At 58.2% G+C, this 18868-nt stretch carries 19 protein-coding genes and 1 pseudogene; 8 read left to right on the top strand and 12 right to left on the bottom strand.

Annotated features, from left to right (window positions below; genetic code table 11):
* Positions 1–63: 63 nt before the first annotated feature.
* The 5 genes from ACYZT6_RS14905 to ACYZT6_RS14885 all read right to left on the bottom strand — a co-directional run bounded on the left by ACYZT6_RS14905 (position 64) and on the right by ACYZT6_RS14885 (position 5440).
* Positions 64–2100 carry an LTA synthase family protein gene (locus ACYZT6_RS14905; protein ID WP_462027563.1) on the bottom strand — a complete coding sequence of 679 codons (2037 nt, stop codon included), beginning with the start codon at positions 2098–2100 and terminating at the stop codon, positions 64–66.
* A gap of 31 nt (positions 2101–2131) precedes the next feature.
* A complete protein-coding gene (locus ACYZT6_RS14900) occupies positions 2132–2746 on the bottom strand; it encodes a hypothetical protein (protein ID WP_462027562.1) in 615 nt (204 codons plus the stop codon).
* Positions 2743–4041, bottom strand: a complete 1299-nt coding sequence (locus ACYZT6_RS14895) for a sialidase family protein (protein ID WP_462027561.1) — start codon at positions 4039–4041, stop codon at positions 2743–2745. Before ACYZT6_RS14895 ends, ACYZT6_RS14900 begins: the two co-directional genes overlap by 4 nt.
* Positions 4042–4413: 372 nt before the next feature.
* A complete protein-coding gene (locus ACYZT6_RS14890) occupies positions 4414–4650 on the bottom strand; it encodes a hypothetical protein (RefSeq protein ID WP_462027560.1) in 237 nt (78 codons plus the stop codon).
* 169 nt (positions 4651–4819) lie between these two features.
* Positions 4820–5440 carry a hypothetical protein gene (locus ACYZT6_RS14885; protein WP_462027559.1) on the bottom strand — a complete coding sequence of 207 codons (621 nt, stop codon included), beginning with the start codon at positions 5438–5440 and terminating at the stop codon, positions 4820–4822.
* Positions 5441–5467: 27 nt separating this feature from the next.
* Between ACYZT6_RS14885 and ACYZT6_RS14880 the strand changes: the two genes are divergently transcribed.
* Together ACYZT6_RS14880 and ACYZT6_RS14875 are read left to right on the top strand one after the other, a co-directional pair.
* Positions 5468–5740 (top strand): hypothetical protein, encoded by a 273-nt coding sequence (locus tag ACYZT6_RS14880; RefSeq protein ID WP_462027558.1) that lies wholly within the window; start codon positions 5468–5470, stop codon positions 5738–5740.
* A 17-nt stretch (positions 5741–5757) separates the two neighbouring features.
* Positions 5758–6189, top strand: coding sequence for a DNA methylase (locus ACYZT6_RS14875; RefSeq protein ID WP_462027557.1), 432 nt, complete (start codon positions 5758–5760; stop codon positions 6187–6189).
* Positions 6190–6207: 18 nt separating this feature from the next.
* Here ACYZT6_RS14875 and ACYZT6_RS14870 read toward each other — a convergent pair whose 3' ends face one another.
* From ACYZT6_RS14870 to ACYZT6_RS14860, 3 genes are read right to left on the bottom strand one after another with little or no spacing between them, the layout of a single operon-like run.
* On the bottom strand, positions 6208–6486 hold the full coding sequence (locus ACYZT6_RS14870; protein ID WP_462027556.1) for a Rho-binding antiterminator: 279 nt from the start codon (positions 6484–6486) through the stop codon (positions 6208–6210).
* 4 nt (positions 6487–6490) lie between these two features.
* Positions 6491–6751 carry a DUF2024 family protein gene (locus ACYZT6_RS14865; protein WP_462027555.1) on the bottom strand — a complete coding sequence of 87 codons (261 nt, stop codon included), beginning with the start codon at positions 6749–6751 and terminating at the stop codon, positions 6491–6493.
* Positions 6751–7491 carry a hypothetical protein gene (locus ACYZT6_RS14860; protein WP_462027554.1) on the bottom strand — a complete coding sequence of 247 codons (741 nt, stop codon included), beginning with the start codon at positions 7489–7491 and terminating at the stop codon, positions 6751–6753. The genes ACYZT6_RS14865 and ACYZT6_RS14860 overlap by 1 nt, the downstream gene beginning before the upstream one ends.
* A 132-nt stretch (positions 7492–7623) precedes the next feature.
* Between ACYZT6_RS14860 and ACYZT6_RS14855 the strand changes: the two genes are divergently transcribed.
* Positions 7624–8184: a MarR family winged helix-turn-helix transcriptional regulator gene (locus ACYZT6_RS14855; protein ID WP_462027553.1), complete on the top strand. Its 561-nt coding sequence runs from the start codon at positions 7624–7626 to the stop codon at positions 8182–8184.
* A 37-nt stretch (positions 8185–8221) separates the two neighbouring features.
* Positions 8222–8581 (top strand): hypothetical protein, encoded by a 360-nt coding sequence (locus tag ACYZT6_RS14850; RefSeq protein WP_462027552.1) that lies wholly within the window; start codon positions 8222–8224, stop codon positions 8579–8581.
* Here ACYZT6_RS14850 and ACYZT6_RS14845 read toward each other — a convergent pair.
* Complete coding sequence (locus tag ACYZT6_RS14845) at positions 8578–8970, bottom strand: GFA family protein (protein ID WP_462027551.1); 393 nt, start codon at positions 8968–8970, stop codon at positions 8578–8580. The two genes, ACYZT6_RS14850 and ACYZT6_RS14845, sit on opposite strands and share 4 nt — an antisense overlap.
* A gap of 219 nt (positions 8971–9189) precedes the next feature.
* On the opposite strand from ACYZT6_RS14845, the pseudogene ACYZT6_RS14840 reads away from it, so the two are divergent.
* Together ACYZT6_RS14840 and ACYZT6_RS14835 are read left to right on the top strand one after the other, a co-directional pair.
* A pseudogene (locus ACYZT6_RS14840) lies at positions 9190–9945 on the top strand (MCP four helix bundle domain-containing protein); the annotation flags it as partial.
* A complete protein-coding gene (locus tag ACYZT6_RS14835; protein ID WP_371922082.1) occupies positions 9940–10803 on the top strand; it encodes a methyl-accepting chemotaxis protein in 864 nt (287 codons plus the stop codon). The pseudogene ACYZT6_RS14840 and the gene ACYZT6_RS14835, both read left to right, overlap by 6 nt.
* 170 nt (positions 10804–10973) lie before the next feature.
* Here the strand turns inward: ACYZT6_RS14835 and ilvD are convergent, their stop codons facing one another.
* Positions 10974–12656 (bottom strand): dihydroxy-acid dehydratase, encoded by a 1683-nt coding sequence (gene ilvD / locus ACYZT6_RS14830; protein WP_462027550.1) that lies wholly within the window; start codon positions 12654–12656, stop codon positions 10974–10976.
* Between the two features lie 91 nt (positions 12657–12747).
* Positions 12748–13647 (bottom strand): LysR family transcriptional regulator, encoded by a 900-nt coding sequence (locus ACYZT6_RS14825; RefSeq protein WP_462027549.1) that lies wholly within the window; start codon positions 13645–13647, stop codon positions 12748–12750.
* Positions 13648–13775: 128 nt separating this feature from the next.
* Here ACYZT6_RS14825 and ACYZT6_RS14820 point away from each other — a divergent pair, with 128 nt between their 5' ends.
* Complete coding sequence (locus tag ACYZT6_RS14820) at positions 13776–15179, top strand: MFS transporter (protein WP_462027548.1); 1404 nt, start codon at positions 13776–13778, stop codon at positions 15177–15179.
* A 245-nt stretch (positions 15180–15424) separates the two neighbouring features.
* Positions 15425–17491 carry a maltose alpha-D-glucosyltransferase gene (gene treS, locus ACYZT6_RS14815; RefSeq protein ID WP_462027547.1) on the top strand — a complete coding sequence of 689 codons (2067 nt, stop codon included), beginning with the start codon at positions 15425–15427 and terminating at the stop codon, positions 17489–17491.
* Positions 17492–17742: 251 nt separating this feature from the next.
* Here treS and ACYZT6_RS14810 read toward each other — a convergent pair whose 3' ends face one another.
* Positions 17743–18798 carry an acyltransferase family protein gene (locus ACYZT6_RS14810; protein ID WP_462027546.1) on the bottom strand — a complete coding sequence of 352 codons (1056 nt, stop codon included), beginning with the start codon at positions 18796–18798 and terminating at the stop codon, positions 17743–17745.
* Positions 18799–18868 lie beyond the last annotated feature (70 nt).

Here is an 18868-nt window from a genome sequence, read left to right as displayed (position 1 = left end):
CGGTGTAGCGAGGAGGACCCGCGTCTATCTGAAGCTTAGACGCGGGTTTTCAGGCCTGTGAGCTTACTTTTGTACGTTCTGGTACAGCATCAATCTGGAGGTTTCATGCATGGCGCGGGTCAGCTCCGACAGGCGTTTGAACTCTTCAGGGTTTTTCTCGGCGACGTTGTCCAGCGGCGTCATCGAAGCCAGGTCATGAAGAGTCGGCGAGCTGCCGTCGTGCTCCATCTGCACCATGTAGTGTTGCGTCACCCCGGCAATGAGCGGGAACGTTCCCTCACGCAAAACCAGCGGCACCACGCGTTCACCCTCGGGCGCGGGCTGCTGGATATCACGGCCCATGCCGCTGTTGCGAAACTCAAGACCGGCCATCCCCGCCACGGTAGGCAGCAAGTCCACCAGGCCGACCGCTTCCTCGACCTTGCGCGTCCCGATCAAGCCCGGCGCATGGATGATCATCGGCACCGCATTGCTTTCCAGGCCCAGTTGCTCGTAGGCCGGTGCCAGGAAAGGGATCTGCGCGATTCGAGTGTTGTGGTCGCCAAACATCACGAAAATGGTGTTTTCGTACCAGCCGCCGGCCTTGGCGATTTCCATCAAGCGTCCGAGGTTGAAGTCCAGCAAGCGCACGGCGTTGTACTGCTCGACACTGCGCGATCCTGCGGCCTGTACTTCGGCCAGGGTAGGGTGCTTGACCTCGAAGCCGTCATTGCTCTTGGGAATCGTGAACGGACGGTGATTGCCAGCCGTCTGCACATACGCAAAGAACGGTTTGTCCTTGGGCAGTGCTTGCAGGATCTGATCGGTTTCCTTGAACAGGTCCAGATCGGAAATGCCCCAGACATCCACCACCGGGGATTTCCAGTCCCGCTCTTCGAACAAGCGTACGCCGTCGATGCTTTGCCGAATCAGGGCATTCATGTTGGCCCAGCCGGAGTTGCCGCCGATGGTGTAGATCTTCTCGTAACCGGTGAAGGCATTGATTAGCGTGTTTTGCTTGGTGATCAGCGGATTTCGCGTCGCGGTTTCCTGGCGCGTGACGTCAGGCACGCCACTAATGCTGGCCCAGACGGTTTTCGCGGTCCCAGTCACCGGCACATAGAAGTGCTTAAAGAACCAGCTCTGGGTGGCCAGGCGATCGAGATTGGGCGTCGGATTGATCGGGTTGCCGTAAGCCCCGACGGCGCTGGTGCCCAGCGATTCAAGCATGATGAACATCACGTTCGGCGGACGCGAGCCCGGTACTTTGTAGGGTTGTGGCGCCTGGTGACGGACGAAATCAAGGGTCTGCGGATCAGGCTTTTCGACCCCCAGGTAGTTGGCCATCACCGCGTAATGCTCACGTACCTGCGCTTCGTCGTAGCGCGATTGGCCAACCTTGACCGTATCGTAGAGGAACAACACCGGGTTCAGGCCCAGCGCGGCCATTTGGTTATTACCCGAGAAAAACGCATCGCTCCAGCGCAACGGAACGGGGTTCTCAAGGTTCATGTTTTCCACACGACCCAAAATGCCCAGCAGCACCAACACGACCATCAACGCGCCACCCCATGTCGCGGAGAGCGGGTGAATGTTTTTGCGGGGGCGATCCAGTGTGACGCGTTCCAGACGCACCAGGACCAGAGTCACCAGCGCGACCGTTGCCAGCCAACCCAGTGAAATCCAGATGACCGGGTAAGTCTGCCAAACCATGTCGCGGGAAATTTGCGCATCCTCGATGAAGCGCAGCACGGTGGCGTTGATCCTCACGCCCAGGTAGGCGTAATGGCCAAAGTCGATGATGTAGATCAGCAGCATTACGCTCAGCACGGCGACCAGATACACGCGTGCGATCCGCCGAAGCAGGCGGCTGCGGAGCAGGTTCCAGCGAGGAATCCAGGCCAGCAATGCCAACGGCAACATCGTCAGGATGGCCAGGCGCAGATCGAAACGAAAGCCGATGTTCAGGGTTTCCCAGACGCCCTTTGTGTCGATCAGGGCTTTGGGTTCGAACCCGGAGAAGCCGAAGAAGAACACCACCCTCAGCAGTGCAAACAGCACAAACACAATCGCTGTAGCGCCTAGCCAGTAATGTAAACGTCTCGAGTGCAGCCAACCCATCCCTGTTCCCCTGTTAAAAAGTCGTTAAATCTCAAACGGATTTGAATTCGTCGCTGACCGCACCACGCCGCTTGTTTGAGCGGCGGTACGTCCAGCGTATGGCAAGCGTCAGCAATGCCACGCAGCAATACAGACCCAGCAGCGGATCGACCAGGTAATCCCAATAGTTTTGCGAAGGTTTGATCCCGGCGATGAAGGCCAGGGTCGCGCTGGCCAGCATCAACACGGCGAGGCCATTGCGCAGATAAAACAGGCCCAATGTCAGCACTGCGAAGAAAATCAGCATGGGTCGCGGGCTGTAGCCGAACCGATAGGGGTCCAGATCACTCATGCCCAGGGTAGCCGGGTACAGCACCACGGCCATCACGGCAAAGAGGATCAATACGCCGGTTTTGCCCCGCGCCGGTGGCAGCATGTCCAGCCGACGCAAACAGCCCCAAGCCATGAACACCAGGGTGGTGATCGCAAGGTCATCAATGTAACTGCGCAAATACGCGGCCAGGGACAACCCTTCCTGCGATATGAAACTGGCTGCCAGCAACGCAGCCAGCAGCGCGATCCGCCAGGCCCTGGACAAGCCGAACGAAGGCAGCACCAGGAAGAGGATCATTGCGAAGCTGACATGGGCTTGCCACAGGCTGATCATTTGAGACGCTCGTTGAGCCACGCATCGTTAAAGGTAACGTGCTTGATAAAGGTGTTGTTCCAGGAATAAACCAAGTGGTACATGCCGTCAGGACTGCGGATGAAGTACGGGTACTCGTATTCGAATTCACAGCCTTGGCTCTTACAGACACGGTTGTCGAGGTTATCCAGAAACTCCGCTTCCAGCGATTGGCGACGTGCGCCGCTGGACCCGCGGAACTCTTTGCCGATGATCTCCTTATAGGCTTCGGGAGAAAACGGAGCGCCCAGTGGATCGGGTGATTTGTCCAGGTCCCGCAACGAGCGCCAATCGTCCATTTTGGCGTCGGTCCCATACAGACTCAGCTTGAAGCGTCCCTCCTGCAGATCGTTGAGCGCCACCAGCAACCCGTGTTCGGGTGTTGCCACGGCCGCCAACGAAGAATTCGGATTCGAGGGATCGAGCGGATAAGGCTCACTCCAGGTTTGCCCGGCATCTTCAGTGCGGGTCGCCAGAACACGGTGATGGGTGTTTCCGGCGTAACGCAGCAAGGCGATACCGCGCTGTCCGTCCAGCGGAACCACCGTGGGTTGCAAAGAATTCTTGCCGTGGCTGATGCGGAATTTGTCGATCACATCGCCATCTGCGCTCAGGTAGAGGTACTCGGCAAACTTGCCCAGAAATTCGTGGTACACCGGCAAGCCGATCGAACCGTCGGCATGAAACACCGGTGCAGATCGGACCAGGGTGCTGATGTTCAGAAAGGGCGACGTGATCAACTGACGAGGTGCGGACCAATGTTCACCGAAGTCGTCGGAAACCATCACATTGACCGCGCTGCCGGCCCAACCACCCATGGACACCGACACGTAGAACAACCACACGCGATTATCCGGGGCGAGGGCAATCACCGGATTGCCCAGCTTGCGAATGTATTTTCGAGTGCCCTGTTGGGTCGAATCGCGAGTCGCCAAGACCTGCTCCGCACCCCATTCGCCGGTTTTCGAGTCGAACCGGGCGGAGCGTACCTGCACATCGGCTGCACCTTCGCGCGAGCCGGCGAACCAGACCGTCATCAGGCTGCCGTCGGGCAAGGCGGTGACCGCCGAGGAATGCACGAAATCGACGAGCCCGGAGGAGGCGAAACGGCTGGTATAAATGGGCTTGGCCACTTTGCCGGCGACTGCCATCACGGGGCTTATCTGGGCAAAGGAAGAATGCGTATTGGCAGGATTGATGACCCACGCGGTCGCAAACAGGCAGGACAGTGCGAGGTAGGCGCAGAGGGCAGGAATGCTGGGAAGTTTGATGCGCATGACTACGTTGGCATTCTCTGGCCCGATAAGGCGCTCAACGTAACACTCAGTAGTACACGATCGGGTTTTATGATGAGTTAAATTGTAAGCAGGTATTTGTAGCTTGCTGCCGGGTGGGCGTGCGGAGGTTGGATGAGCGTCTTAGAAGTGCTGGACTAGAGGGATTTAGCTGGGCTAAGGGCCGTGGCAGCCGTTGGTCGTAAAAGCCGGGGCGGTAATCGTGGCGTCATCGGGATTTGGGTTGTTTGTTCGGGCCTCTTCGTCAAAACGCCGCCCGGGGCAAGCGACGCTCCCACAGGTAATCGGCGTCGCTCACATGATGGGTGATCGACCCAAAACACTCTGGGAGCGTGGCATGCCGGGGAGGTTGGCTCAACGGGATTGATCGACGACCTCAATCTGCGTCAACCCTATCAGCTCAGCCTGCTTTAAAATTTCCTCCGGCGTCGCGTCCGCAGTAGGCATGATCAGACTGTTCTCTCCATCCCCAAAATGCAGCTGCAGCAAGTGCATCGCCGCCTCATGGACGGATAGCTGCGGCTGCTTCAGTTCGAACAAGTGTGTGCGGGGCTCGTCTTTGAACAGGTAGTGCAGCGTGTACTTGTGCATGGTGGGATCCTTGTTATGGGAGAAGAGATGCTGATTATCCCGACTGGGTTGTCAGTTGTTAGTTCAACGGCTCGGCTTACCCTTTCCCTATTGAGCGACTCGAGGTTATCGAGGAGCTGTAGAAACTCATCGGCACCGTGGTGATACACGGGAAGCAGCGTAACAAACGTCATGCTCCTGATTTGATTAGCACCTGCCGCCGGATGGATAAGAACTCGTTGTACAGGGCTTTTAGTTTCTCGATCTGCTGCGTGGGTGGTCGACGCTTCTGGGTGTACTGACCGTGTTCCGCATTCGCCGTGTGTCTGCACCTGATTGTTTCGTTCTTGTCTGGGCCATTATGCTTTTCACGACACAGCTGGATTTTATTCGGGAAGGTGATGGCTACCTGGCTGCGCTGATCAACTATCGCTACATCGCCAATGCCCTTTGGAGCACTGCGCAAACGGTTGAGTTTCTTAACGCGAAATAAGCCAGAGCAATGGGCTGCGCCTCGACATTCGAAGCGCAGCCTTGCCACCACTAAATCCGGAATGGGGTGTGTGATCGTCCCCCTGTAGCAGCTGTCGAGCCCCGCGAGGCAGCGTCCGGCGGCGAAGCCGTCGCAAACCCTGCAACTGAGTTTCTTCAGGAAAACCGCAGTCGCAGCCTCGCGCTGCTCGACAGCTGCTACAAAATCCCAAATCCCCAAATCCCCAAATCCCAATGCCCGTTTGCGGCCGCGGTGCTGTAACGAAAAACCTGCCTTTGGTCGGCGTGCCTGAACCGCATTCGTGATGAGTTGATCCATTCTGAAAGAACTTCGGGGAGCGCTGCCATGCACTCGTTTGCCAATCTGCTGACACCGGCTCATGCGCTAAAGCTGCGAGCGCTCAACGCCTGGCATCTCGCCCTTGAGGACTTGAGGCTGCGCATGGAGTGTCCCGACGCCTATCACGAAGAACTGATTCGTCAGTCGGACGAGATGGACCGCCTGGGAATTGTGAGTTGGCAGGAGTGGCGCGATCTCAGGGTTGAGGCGGATCAAGCGTACCTGCGCGCGATCGCAGGCGAGGATTATCACCGAACGCTGAATACGGGGAGTGGCTGATTGAACCGGGTAGCAGCATGAACAAAACCATCAGCGCCACTGATCTGGGCATAGATTTGCAGCGCGGGGACGAAAGTGCCCTATTCAAATGGTTCATCGCCAGCTTTCTGATGGGCAAGCGGATTCAGGCTGAAATCGCCGCGCAGGCGTATCGCGTCATTGTTGAAAAACATGCGAGAGATTCCGCGCTGAAGCTTGGGCACTGTACTCATCGGCAACTGGTGGGCATGTTGGGCGAAGCCCGTTACGTGCGTTATGACGAAACCACAGCCCTGCGACTGCTAAAGCTCAGCGCCAAACTGCACGAAGAATACGCCGGGAAGATTGGCAACATTCAGCGCGTCAGTGAAAACCGCCAGGCGTTCGAAAAACGCCTCGCGGAGTTCGAAGGGGTAGGGCCCAAGACCATTGAAATTTTCATGCGTGATGCGGGGGCCGTGCTGTATTGAAACACCCGGGGTGGACGCTCAAATACTGCAAACGGCACCCTGAAACACCACTCGCCCAAACTGCGCATTGGCGTCCAGCGGCGTGACAGCCAGCAGTTGATCCAGACGGACTTCCCGCTGGCCATCAGCCGTTTCTAGGCACAGAAACTCTTCCTTGTCGCTGGAGGTACGCGTCGTCAGCGCTTTGGCGATCAGGCGTGCGCCGTCGTTCAACTCGATATCCAATCGATAACCGCGCAGGCAGGCGATCTCCAGATAGTCGTGCAGATCGCAGTTCAAAGGCTGATACGCGTTCATCTCGTTACTCCTGGCAACCTTGCAGTTTGATGATGAAGTGACCTTGTTTGCTGATCGCCTCCGCGACGACCGGGTTGGTCGGTTCAACGTGGCAGAACCGGCATTCATTCTGTGAAATATCTTCGTCCTGAACGCCCTGTTCATCAAGGAAACGGCGGACGTACGACTTCGCCAGATCAGGGTCGTTGCTGTCGATCAATACATCGAAATGCAAGTAGCGGCCATCTTTGGTGCGTACGTGGGTATCGAACACTTTAACGCTCATCATTTGCTCTCCTTCAGTTTCCAGGTGCCGGGCAGAGACAGGTCGCCCGAGGCAATGTCATAGACGCTGCTCACGCAAAGCAGTGGGTTGTGCAGATCGGCATTGACCTTCAGGGCCGCGGTGACGCCGTCGTAGTTGAAACTTTCAGGGAAGCCCACGGCTGCCAGAGGCACGCGAATTTTCGCGGCATTTTTCTCGACGCTCAGGTCGTAGCCGGGGGAGTCGATGTAGATCGGCGCGCCAGGCCAGGTGGCGGGTAGCTTGGGCTTGGCATCTTTGGGGATGTCGCGAACTTTCAGGCCACCAGGCCCGCAGCTTTCATCTTTGGTCAGCACCACCCAGTGGGAATGCCAGAGGCCGCCGTCGTTGTCCTTCTTGCCGTCCTTGTTCTCGTCCAGTTGCGGGGTGTCGTCGAAGTCCGGGTGCGAGGTCAGTGCCAGAGCGAGAATGCCTGACTTCGCTTCAAACCCGACGGCTGCGCTGTCCAGACTGGTCGGCCAGACATAGCTATAAACGTCCGCACCTGCGAAAGCGCCTTTAGCCACTGGCACCCGACTACCGGCCTTGCCGTCGACCAATTGTTCAAATACCAGGTTGTTGCCTTCCTTGAAGACACGGGTATGAACGAGATCGAACGCGGCGTCAGTCGTGCTCTTCTCGCTGCTGATACCTGCCGAATCGTGGGCCCACGCGGGTGCTACCAGAAGCGTGCTGATGGCCAGTGCCAGTACCGATTTCATGATGACCTCCATTCTCAGTGTGTGTTAAGTAGTTTCGAATCGATACCGACAAGCCTAAGGCAACGCTGAATTTTGTCAATATGGTTTTTATCCGATACTATTTATCAACACTCTTGATCTGGAAATTCCCCCGTGTTGTTCGATCTGCTGGAAAGACTGTCGAGCCTGACGCGCGTCTGGTTTCGCGAACACCCGAAACTGACGGATCTGCAGCCGATTCAATTGAGCGCGCTGATGTATCTGGGCCGCTGCAATCGTTACTCCAACACCCCGTTGGCGGTGACCGAATATCTGGGGCTGACCAAGGGCACCGTGTCGCAATCTCTCAAGGCACTGGAAACCAATGGGTTGCTGATCAAGACCCCGGACGCCAAAGACAAACGCAGCGTGCACCTGGAATTGACCGCGCCGGCCAGAGCCCTGTTGGATGCCGTGATGCCGCCGGATTTTCTGGTCGCTGCCGCCAGGCGAATGGGCGCTCGGTCACAGGATCTGGAAGGGCTGCTGCTGGAGCTGCTGAGGAATATTCAGCAAGGGGAAAATGTACCGGGTTTCGGGCTTTGCCGAAGCTGTCGCTTCCATCAGACAGTGGCAGGCGGGGCTTTTTGTGGGTTGACTCAGGAACCCCTGGAATCCGGCGAAATCGATTTGATTTGCAGGGAGCATCGAGTGCCCGAAGAGGTGCTCGATTGAGACTGATCCACAATTTCGACCATCAAAAGGATTCCCCATGGGTTTGAGCAAACGCGATCATGCACGCATCGAGCGTCGCCTGGTCGCCACTCTGACCGAGGCGTGTGAAACGGCCAAAGCGCAAATCGTCGGATTCGAATGGCTGACCCACGAAGTCGATTACGACGAATTTCCTTCCAGTCTGAGGGTTGTCTGGGTCTTTGACACCCAAGCCAACAAGGATCAGGCGCTGGCGAGCGGGCAGGGCGAGCGCATGGTCGAACTGACCGCTATCGCGTTAAACGAAGCGGAAGTACTCGTCAGCCAGGTCTCGGCCCATGTGCAGTTTGATTCTGAAGAGCAATGCCAGCGAGCCAATGGCGGCAATTGGCAGCAGCGTCTGGCACGAAAGCGCTAGGCCTGTAGCGAATCGGCTTCGTACCAGCAGACTTTTGACTCAATCCAGGTGTGTTTCTGCTTCAACGCCAGGAAAGGCGTATCCAGCGTACCGATCGCTATCGAAACCCACTCCGAAAACGCCCCCTTCGAATCTGACCAGAACAGCGAAGAGCCGCAGTTCGAGCAGAACTGGCGTGTGACGCCTTTGGACGATTCGTAACCCTTGAGCGCCGTTGCATCCGCAACGACAGAAACCGCCGACCTGGGAGCGCTCGCATACGTCGCGAACGCCGCTCCATGGCTCTTTTGGCATTGTTTGCAATGGCAATGGGTGACGGCTTTCAGCTCGGTGGATACGCGGTATTTAACGGCGCCGCATAAGCAGCTGCCTTGGTGAAGCTCGTCCATGGTCATGGGGTCCCTGATTTTCGTCGCGCTACTTTAGCGGTCTGGCGCAAGGTTTGGCCATGACTGCAGCGCTCAGAAAAAGACCGCACGGAATCAAGATCCCAGGTAGAACCTACCGCATGTCGCAAAACACCGAAAGTGCGGCGTCCGGCTTCAAAGAGTGGCCGACGCAGCCGATAACGTGTTCATAAAAGCGACGTACCGAGAGAGGGCTACCCCATGTCTATAAGATTACGCTTGTTGCTGCTGATTGGTACGAGCTTGCTCACCGCGTTGATCGTGAGCCTGGTCAGTTACGTGGGAAACACCCGAATGGCTGAAGCAGTGAATGACAACGAGGTCAGCATGACCGCGCTGCGCAATCACCTTGAAGCCGACATGATGCACGACGCCCTGCGTGCCGATGTGCTGTCCGCGATGGTGGTCGGGCTGGGCAAAAGCACCAGCAGCAAAGCCGAGGTGCGCAGTTCCATCGAGGAACATGCGGCGCATTTTCGTGAAGTGCTGGGTGAAAACCTCAAGCTGCCGGTCAACGACACCATCAAGACTGGCCTGAACAAGGTCAAGCCGAGCCTAGATACCTACATCGGTGCGGCCGAGCGCATTGTCGGTCTGGCCCTGGAAAATCCGGATTCCGCACAAAAGGAACTCGGCACGTTCAATACCGCGTTCAGCCAACTGGAAGACCAGATGGCGGCCCTCAGCGAACTGATCGAAACCAACACCCAACAGACCAGCCAAGGCACCGAGGAGGCCATCAGCAGCGCCAATTTCACGCTGGGAATCGTGCTCATCGCCAGCCTGTTGCTGCTGCTCATCCAGGGTCGCTGGGTGATTTTTAGCATCATGGGGCCCTTGCAGACCGCCAGCCGCATTGCCCAAAGCATCGCGCATGGCAACCTGAGCGAACCTATCGTCGAACCGACCCACAAGGACGAAGCCAGCGCATTGATCCGCAGTCTGGCGACCATGCAGCGTGACCTGCGCGGCATGATCGAGGTGGTGCGCAGCAATGCGCATGGCGTGAGTGGCATGAGCGTGCAACTGAGCAGTGGCTGCCATCAAGTCGCTGACAGCAGCCAACAGCAAAGCGTCGCGGCCAGCACTATGGCCGCCGCCGCGAGTGAAATGACTGCGAGTATCGAGGAAATCACCCGACACGCGGAGCGCGCGCTGAACATGGCCAACCAGGCCGAGGCACTGGCCAAGGATGGCGGTCGCGTGATTCATCAGGTGGTCAACGACATGGACGGTATTGCGCGTTCGGCGCAGCAATCGGCCCAAGTGATCCGCACGCTGGACAAGGAGTCCGAGGGGATTTTCAGCATCATTCAGGTGATCAAGGGTATCGCCGATCAAACCAACCTGCTGGCACTCAACGCCGCCATCGAGGCCGCTCGCGCTGGTGAGCAAGGCCGAGGTTTTGCCGTGGTGGCCGACGAAGTCCGCAGCCTGGCGGGGCGCACCAGCGCTTCCACCCAGGAAATTGCCAGCATGGTCTCGCGCATCCAGCAAAGTACCCGCGAAGCGGTGACCAGCATGGAGGCGGGCGTTGCGCAGGTCGACAAAGGCATGGCGGTGACTGCCGATGTCGAGCGCGCCATCCGAGAAATTCTCCAAGCCACGCTCAATACCACTGAGCTGGTGAATGACATCACCCGCACGATCGGTGAACAGAGTCTGGCCAGCAACGAAATCGCCCATCAGGTGGACATGATTGCCGGTATGTCGGAAGGCAACAGCAAGGTGATTGGGCAGACGGCTTCGACGACTGATGAGCTGTCGACTTTGGCGGGGAAGCTGTCGCAGTCGGTGGATCGGTTTCGGCTTTGAGGCTGATGTTTCGATCATTTGATTTTTGGTGATTGTCAGGGCCTCATCGCGAGCAGGCTCGCTCCCACATTTGTTTCGCGTTAAACACAAATCCTGTGTTCAATGAAGATCCAATGTGGGAGCGAGCCTGCTCGCGAAGGCGCCAGCTCAGACAGCGCAGCACCAATTCCTTAAAGGTATTTATCCGTAACTGCCCCCTCCGAGGCACTGGACACGGTCTTGGCATACTTGGCCAACACCCCGCGTTTGTACTTGGATTCCGGACGTACCCAACGGGCCTTGCGCTCGGCCAGCACAGCGTCGGAGACGTCCACCGTAATCTGCCGTGTTTCAGCGTCGATGGTGATCCTGTCGCCATCTTCAATCAGCGCAATCGGCCCGCCCTCAAAAGCCTCCGGCGTGATATGCCCCACCACAAAACCATGAGAGCCGCCGGAGAAGCGGCCATCGGTGATCAGCGCGACTTCCTTGCCCAGCCCTTTGCCCATGACCGCCGAAGTCGGCGATAGCATTTCACGCATGCCGGGTCCACCCTTGGGCCCTTCATAGCGAATCACGATGACATCACCCGCTTTGACTTCGCCATTGAGAATCCCGGCCAACGCGCCTTCCTCGCCGTGATATACGCGCGCCGTGCCTTCGAAGCGCAAACCTTCCTTGCCGGTGATCTTGGCCACCGCGCCAGTGGGCGAAAGGTTGCCGCGCAGGACCACCAAATGGGAGTCTTTTTTCACCGGGTGGTCGAACGGCAGGATCACATCCTGGCCTTCGGGGTAGTCGGGCACGTTTTCTAGGTTTTCTGCCAGGGTCTTGCCGGTCACCGTCAGCACATCGCCGTGCAGCATGCCGGCGGCGAGCATGCGTTTCATCAGCGGCTGGATGCCGCCGATGGCAACCAGCTCGCTCATCATGTATTGACCGCTGGGGCGCAAGTCGGCCACCACCGGGGACACCTTGCCCAGCTCGACGAAATCATCCAGCGTCAGCTCGACATCCACCGCATGCGCCATGGCCAGCAGATGCAGCACGGCATTGGTCGAGCCGGCGAGGGCGATCACCACGCGGATGGCGTTTTCGAAGGCCTTGCGGGTCATGATGTCGCGCGGCTTGAGGTCCAGCTTGAGCAACTCCATAACCTGCTGACCGGCGCGGAAGCTGTCTGATGCCTTATCGCTGCCGACGGCATCCTGAGAACTGGAACCGGGCAGGCTCATGCCCAATGCTTCAATGGCCGAGGCCATGGTGTTGGCCGTGTACATGCCGCCGCAGGAGCCGGGACCGGGAATCGCCACTTCCTCGATCTGCTTGACCTGAATCTCGTTGATATCGCCGCGTGCGTGCTGACCCACCGCCTCGAACACGGAAATGATATCGGTGTGGCCAGCGCCCGGGCGGATGGTGCCGCCATAGACGAAGATCGACGGGCGATTCAGCCGCGCCATGCCGATCAGGCACCCCGGCATGTTCTTGTCGCAACCGCCCACGGTCACCAGACCGTCAAACCCTTCGCAACCGGCCACCACCTCGATGGAGTCGGCGATCACCTCCCGCGACACCAGCGAATACTTCATGCCTTCGGTGCCGTTGGCGATGCCGTCGGAAATGGTGATGGTGTTGAAAATGACGCCCTTGGCGCCCGCGGCATTTGCGCCTTTTTCCGCTTCAACGGCGAGCTTGTCGATGTGCATGTTGCACGGCGTGACCATGGCCCAGGTGGAGGCGATGCCGATCTGCGGCTTTTTGAAGTCTTCATCCGTAAAGCCCACGGCACGCAGCATGGAACGGCCGGGAGCGCGCTCCACGCCGTCGACCACTTGAGAGGAGTACTTGCGTAAATCGACTTTGTCGCTCATGACGTTCCCTCATATCCAGATCGCTGGCCCGACCGGTGTGGCCCGAAGCAACGGATAGAGTCTAGTCCCGACAGCGACAAAAATCAGTGTGCTAGACAAAGGGCCCCGCACACACCTCCCGAATACATCCACGCAACCACTGGTGCGCGGCATCGGCGTCCATTCGTGGATGCCAGAGCATAGAAATGGTGATCACTGGCGTGGCGACTGGAAGGGGGAAACTGTGCAGGCCAGCGCGCAGATTATGGGTGTGGCGTTCGGGCACTGTGGCGATCAGGTCCGACGCCCGGGCTAGCGCCAGCGCTGCGGAGAAGCCGCCGACGATGGTGACGATCTCCCGCGCCAGTCCAAGCGGTTTCAAGGCGTCATCCATGGGCCCTTTGTCCCGTCCACGCCGCGAGACCAGGACATGCCGGCCGGACGCATACCGGGCGGGCGTGATCTTGCCCTTGCTCAGCGGATGTCCCTGGTGGACCACGCCGATGAAGCGGTCCTGGTACAACGCGCGGGTGCGCACTTCCGGGCTGGTGGTGTGCGCGACAACGCCGGTCTCCAGATCGACCGTGCCGTCACGCAGCAGCGAGCTGTCCTGGTTCAGTTTCTGCAAAAAATGCAGCCGTACACCGGGTGCTTCTTCGTTGAGGCGAGCAATCAGCGCCGGTCCGAAGTTCTCGACAAACCCATCGCTGGTGCGCAGCGTGAAGGTTCGCACCAGTTGCTTGAGGTCGAGTTGCTCGGTGGGGCGCAGCACCGCTTCGGCGTGCTGCACCAGTTGGCTGACGAGCTCGCGCAGCTCCAGCGCCCGGGGTGTCGGCACCAGGCCGCGTCCGGCGCGGACCAGCAGTGGATCGCCGGTCGTTTCACGCAATCGCGCCAGCGCCCGACTCATCGCCGACGGGCTCAGTCGCAATCGTTGGGCGGCACGCGCAACACTGCCTTCGGCGAGCAGCGCATCAAGGGTAATCAGCAGATTCAGGTCGGGAGTCGTCATGCTTCAACGGTAGCACGGCTGAGTGATGACATGGCGCCGCGTGCAGGTATCAAGTGCAAGTGGTGCGTCTTCCGCCATGTCAGGTGCGGGCATACGCTGGAGGCCAACACTTCATCAAGGCGCCAACCATGACACTCACCACGCAATCCGGCTCGGTCCGCTGGGCACTCGCCAGCCTTTCGCTGTCGATGTTGATGGCTTCCCTCGACACCAGCATCGCCAATGCAGGCTTGCCGACCTTGTCCCAGGCACTCGACGCTTCTTTCCAGCACGTGCAGTGGATCGTCCTGGCGTATCTGCTTGCGATCACGACATTGATCGTCAGTGTCGGGCGCTTGGGGGACATCGTCGGTCGCCGTCGCTTGCTGCTGGTCGGCATCGCCATTTTCACGCTCGCTTCACTGGCGTGTGGCCTGGCGCCGTCGCTGGGGTGGCTGGTCGCTGCCCGGGCGGTACAAGGCCTCGGCGCGGCAATCATGTTGGCGCTTACCGTGGCGTTTGTCGGTGAGACGGTGCCCAAGGCGCAAACCGCCAGCGCCATGGGATTGCTCGGCACGATGTCGGCGATCGGCACCACGCTGGGGCCATCGCTCGGTGGCGTGTTGATCTCCGGCTTCGGCTGGCAGACGATTTTTCTGGTTAACCTGCCGTTGGGTGTTTTGAACGGCGTGCTTGCTTACCTCTATTTGCCTGCCGATCGCCAAACGTCGAAGGCTCAGCGTGGTGGTTTTGACGTTGCAGGTACGTTGGTTCTGGCGCTGACACTCGGCGCTTATGCGCTGGCAATGACGATGGGTGGCGGTGACTGGGGTTCGATCAACCTCGCGTTATTGCTGATCGCGGCTGCCGGTACCGGGATTTTCCTGTTCATCGAGGCGACGGTTGCATCGCCGCTGATCAAACTGGCGCTGTTGCGTGATCGAGGGTTGAGCGCGAGCCTGGCCATGAGCATGCTGGTCTCGACGGTGATGATGTCGACGCTGGTGGTCGGGCCGTTCTATCTCTCGGGCGCGCTTGGTTTGAATGCAGCGCTGGTCGGGCTCACATTGTCAGTCGGCCCGCTGGTTGCCGCGCTGGCTGGCGTACCCGCCGGCCGTCTGGTAGACCGTTTCGGCGCACAACGCATGAGCGTTTCCGGGCTTGTTGTGATGGCGCTTGGTGCATGCGTTCTGTCCATGATGCCGACGCGTTTCGGCATTCTCGGCTACCTCGTGCCCATTGCTGTGATCACCACCAGTTATGCGCTGTTTCAGGCGGCCAACAACACGTCGATCATGACCGGCGTCAGCCAGGATCAGCGAGGCGTCATTGCCGGCCTGCTCAGCCTGTCGCGCAACCTCGGGCTCATCACCGGCGCCTCGGTCATGGGCGCAGTGTTTGCGTTGGCTTCATCGGCGACCGACGTCACCAGCGCACCGCCAGAAGCGGTCGCCCGTGGCATGACATTCACTTTTGCAGTTGCGGCAGGGCTGATTGGCCTGGCACTCGTCATCGCGTTGCCAGCCCTGAAACGTGAACGCGCAGTGGCGTAAATCCGGAGCACAAAAAAGCCCGCCAAAAAACGGGTTGGTTGGCAGGTTTTATGGCTCGGCTGAGTGAGTCGTTGCCGTTAGCAAGCCTGTTGTGGCAAGGAGGGCAATGCCCAATCCTGAATCCTCAAGCGTCAATGCAACGAATGCCGCCTCAGGGCCTCATATGAAAAGGACGGGTCCACCGGTGCAGGTACGCATGGGATGGCCGAGCGTAAATTTACCCCCGACAACAGGTGACTGTTTTTATGACTGCGGCTGACAAGAATCATGTGACCTGGCTGGTTGAACAATCGATGCTGCATGCCGCCAGGCAGCGCGCCAAGCTCTACTCCGGGCAAGGTCGGCTGTGGCAGCAGCCTTATGCCCATACCCGGCCCCGTGATGCTTCAGCCCTGGCGTCGGTGTGGTTCACCGCTTACCCGGCGTCCATCGTCACCCGCGAAGACGGCAGCGTGCTCGAGGCGTTGGGCGATGAAACCTTGTGGCACGCCCTGTCGAAAATCGGCATCCAGGGCATTCATAACGGTCCGCTGAAAATGTCTGGCGGCCTGACGGGCACCCAACGCACGCCGACCATTGACGGCAATTTTGACCGCATCAGTTTCGAGATCGACCCACAACTGGGCACCGAGGCGCACCTCCACGCGCTGGTCCGCATGGCCGCCGCGCACAATGCGGTGATCATCGATGACGTGATCCCTTCGCATACCGGCAAAGGCGCGGATTTCCGCCTGGCCGAGATGGCGTATGAAGACTATCCGGGTCTCTACCACATGGTCGAAATCCGTGAAGAGGACTGGCCGTTGCTCCCGGACATCGCCGACGGCCGTGATGCGCAAAACCTCAGTCCGCTGCAGGTCGACGTGCTCCGGGACAAGCACTACATCGTCGGCCAGTTGCAGCGGGTGATCTTCTTCGAGCCCGGGGTCAAGGAAACGGACTGGAGCGCGACACCGATCGTGATCGGCGTCGATGGCAAACCGCGGCGCTGGGTCTATCTGCATTACTTCAAGGAAGGGCAGCCGTCACTGAACTGGCTGGACCCGACCTTCGCCGCGCAGCAGATGATCATCGGCGATGCCCTGCACGCCATTGACGTCATGGGCGCGAAAATCCTGCGTCTGGACGCCAACGGATTCCTCGGCGTGGAGCGTAAGCTCGACGGTACGGCCTGGTCTGAGAGCCACCCGTTATCGATCACCGGTAACCAGTTGCTGGGCGGGGCGATCCGCAAGGCCGGCGGTTTCAGTTTTCAGGAACTCAACCTGACCGTCGACGACATCGCCAGCATGTCCCACGGTGGCGCCGATCTCTCATACGACTTCATCACCCGCCCGGCCTACCAGCACGCGTTGCTGATGGGCGATACCGAGTTTCTGCGCTTGATGCTGCGCCAGATGCACACCCTCGGCATCGACCCCGGCTCGCTGATCCACGCCCTGCAAAACCACGACGAACTGACCCTGGAGCTGGTGCATTTCTGGACGCTGCACGCCCATGACACCTACCTCTATCAAGGACAGACCTTTCCGGGCAGCATTTTGCGTGAACACATTCGCGAGCAGATGTACGAACGTCTGGCGGGCGAGCACGCGCCTTACAATCTGAAGTTCGTCACCAACGGCGTGTCTTGCACTACCGCCAGCATCATCACGGCGGCATTGGGGATTCGAGATCTCGACGCAATCACGGCGGCGGATATTCAGCAGATTCGCCAGGTACATTTGCTGTTGGTGATGTACAACGCCATGCAACCGGGCGTGTTCGCGTTGTCCGGCTGGGACCTGGTCGGCGCGCTGCCGTTGCCGGCCGAACAGGTTGAGCACTTGATGGGCGACGGCGACACCCGCTGGATTCATCGTGGTGCCTACGATCTGGTGGACCTCAATCCGGAGGCACCGCTGTCGGCGGGCCAAATGCCGCGTCCGAAGACTTTGTATGGCAGCCTGCCCAGCCAATTGAAAGACCCGGATTCGTTCGTCTCGCAACTGAAAAAAATCCTCGCCGCGCGCCGCGCCTACGACATCGCCGCCAGTCGTCAGATCCTGATTCCGGATGTCCAGCATCCAGGGCTGCTGGTCATGGTCCACGAATTGCCGGCCGGCAAAGGCACGCAAATCACCGCGCTGAACTTTGGCTCGACGCCGATTACCGAAACCCTGCACCTGCCCAATATCGCGCCGGGGCCGGTGGTCGACATTATCAACGAGCGAGTCGAAGGCGATCTCACGCCTGAGGGCGACTTCACCATTACGCTGGATGCCTACGAAGGGTTGGCGTTGCGGGTGGTGAGCAGCTCGCCGATGATTTAAAGGGGGGCCGGAATTCGTGTGGTGTTCTTCAGTCGAGTGGGATCGGCGAGATTGCATCGGAACCTGTGGGAGCGAGCCTGCTCGCGATTGCGGAGTGTCAGTTGACAACAATGTTGGATGACACGCCCATCGCGAGCAAGCTCGCTCCCACAGGGTTTAGTGCTTGGCAATCAGTCTTGGTAGACCGGAAAATCACTGCACATCGCAGACGGCTTGTCTGGCGACGGTTCCACCTGACACAAGGAACTCTGTCAGGGGTGATCAGCCTGAATGCGGTTGAAGGATAATAGAAGGAGTTTTTTCATTAGCCTGGCAATGGGCGTTTCTATTTGTTTGTGGATGATATAAGAGGCGCCTATCATCAAGGCCATGGTGCCCCATAACAATAGGTGCGGGTTCACAGCCGGATAAGCAATATTAAAGATCATAAAGCCGATCATTTGATGTAATAGATAAAGTGGGTAGGTTAGTGCTCCTAATGCAGTCCAGTTCAATGCCCCTATGGTTGCCATTTTGTCCGTTGCGACCAAGAAGAACGTTATAAAGAAAAGGGTGATTACACTGCATACGATCAGAAGATTGTAGTCGGTTGCATATTTTGTTTCGAGCAGTTCGGCCCATACAATTGCGGTGTAGCAGGCCAATGCCAATGCACCCGCCAACAGGAGAACGCGTGTTTTTGTGATGCCCTTTGCCCATATTATGTAGAACGTTGCACCCGCTATGAAATAGGCCGCGTAATCGGTGACTAATATCGAGCGCATCTTTTCTAAAGTGAATGCTTCAGCTATCGCAGAGATCAGCAGCCACAGCACGAGGTAGGTCTCTATTTTTTCTATTTTCTTGAAGGCCAACACAATGGAGATCATTAGATAAAATTTTATTTCTGCAAATAGAGACCAATAAACGCCGTCAATCGGCGTGACACCCATCACGTCGCTAAGTAATGTCATGTTCGCGATGTATTGATAAAGATCAGCGGTATATCGTGGTTGTCCAATGGCAAGTGTGATTAGGAAAGTGATGGTGCAGCACACCCAGAAAGCCGGGCAGATACGAACGACTCGGGATATGAAAAATACTTTGAGATTATTGCTCGAAGCGGTCATCAGAATGACGAATCCGCTGATCATGAAAAACAGTTCGACGCCCAAGTAACCGTATTTGGCAGGCTCAGCCAATAGCGGGTAGGGCATTGTCGACATGTCGCCCTTTGCATATCCGCGAAAGGCATAGTGAAAAAACACGACTGCGATAGCCGCCAGGAAGCGCAGCAAATCTAATTCTTTCAGCCGGCGCTTGATCATTTGAATGCGCTCCAGACGTGTTAGCGCTAATTGAAAACTGACCATCTGCCGATTGAGACTTGAACCGGGC

The organism is Pseudomonas sp. RT6P73 (assembly GCF_054897715.1).
This window is presented reverse-complemented; position numbering and strand designations above follow the sequence as displayed.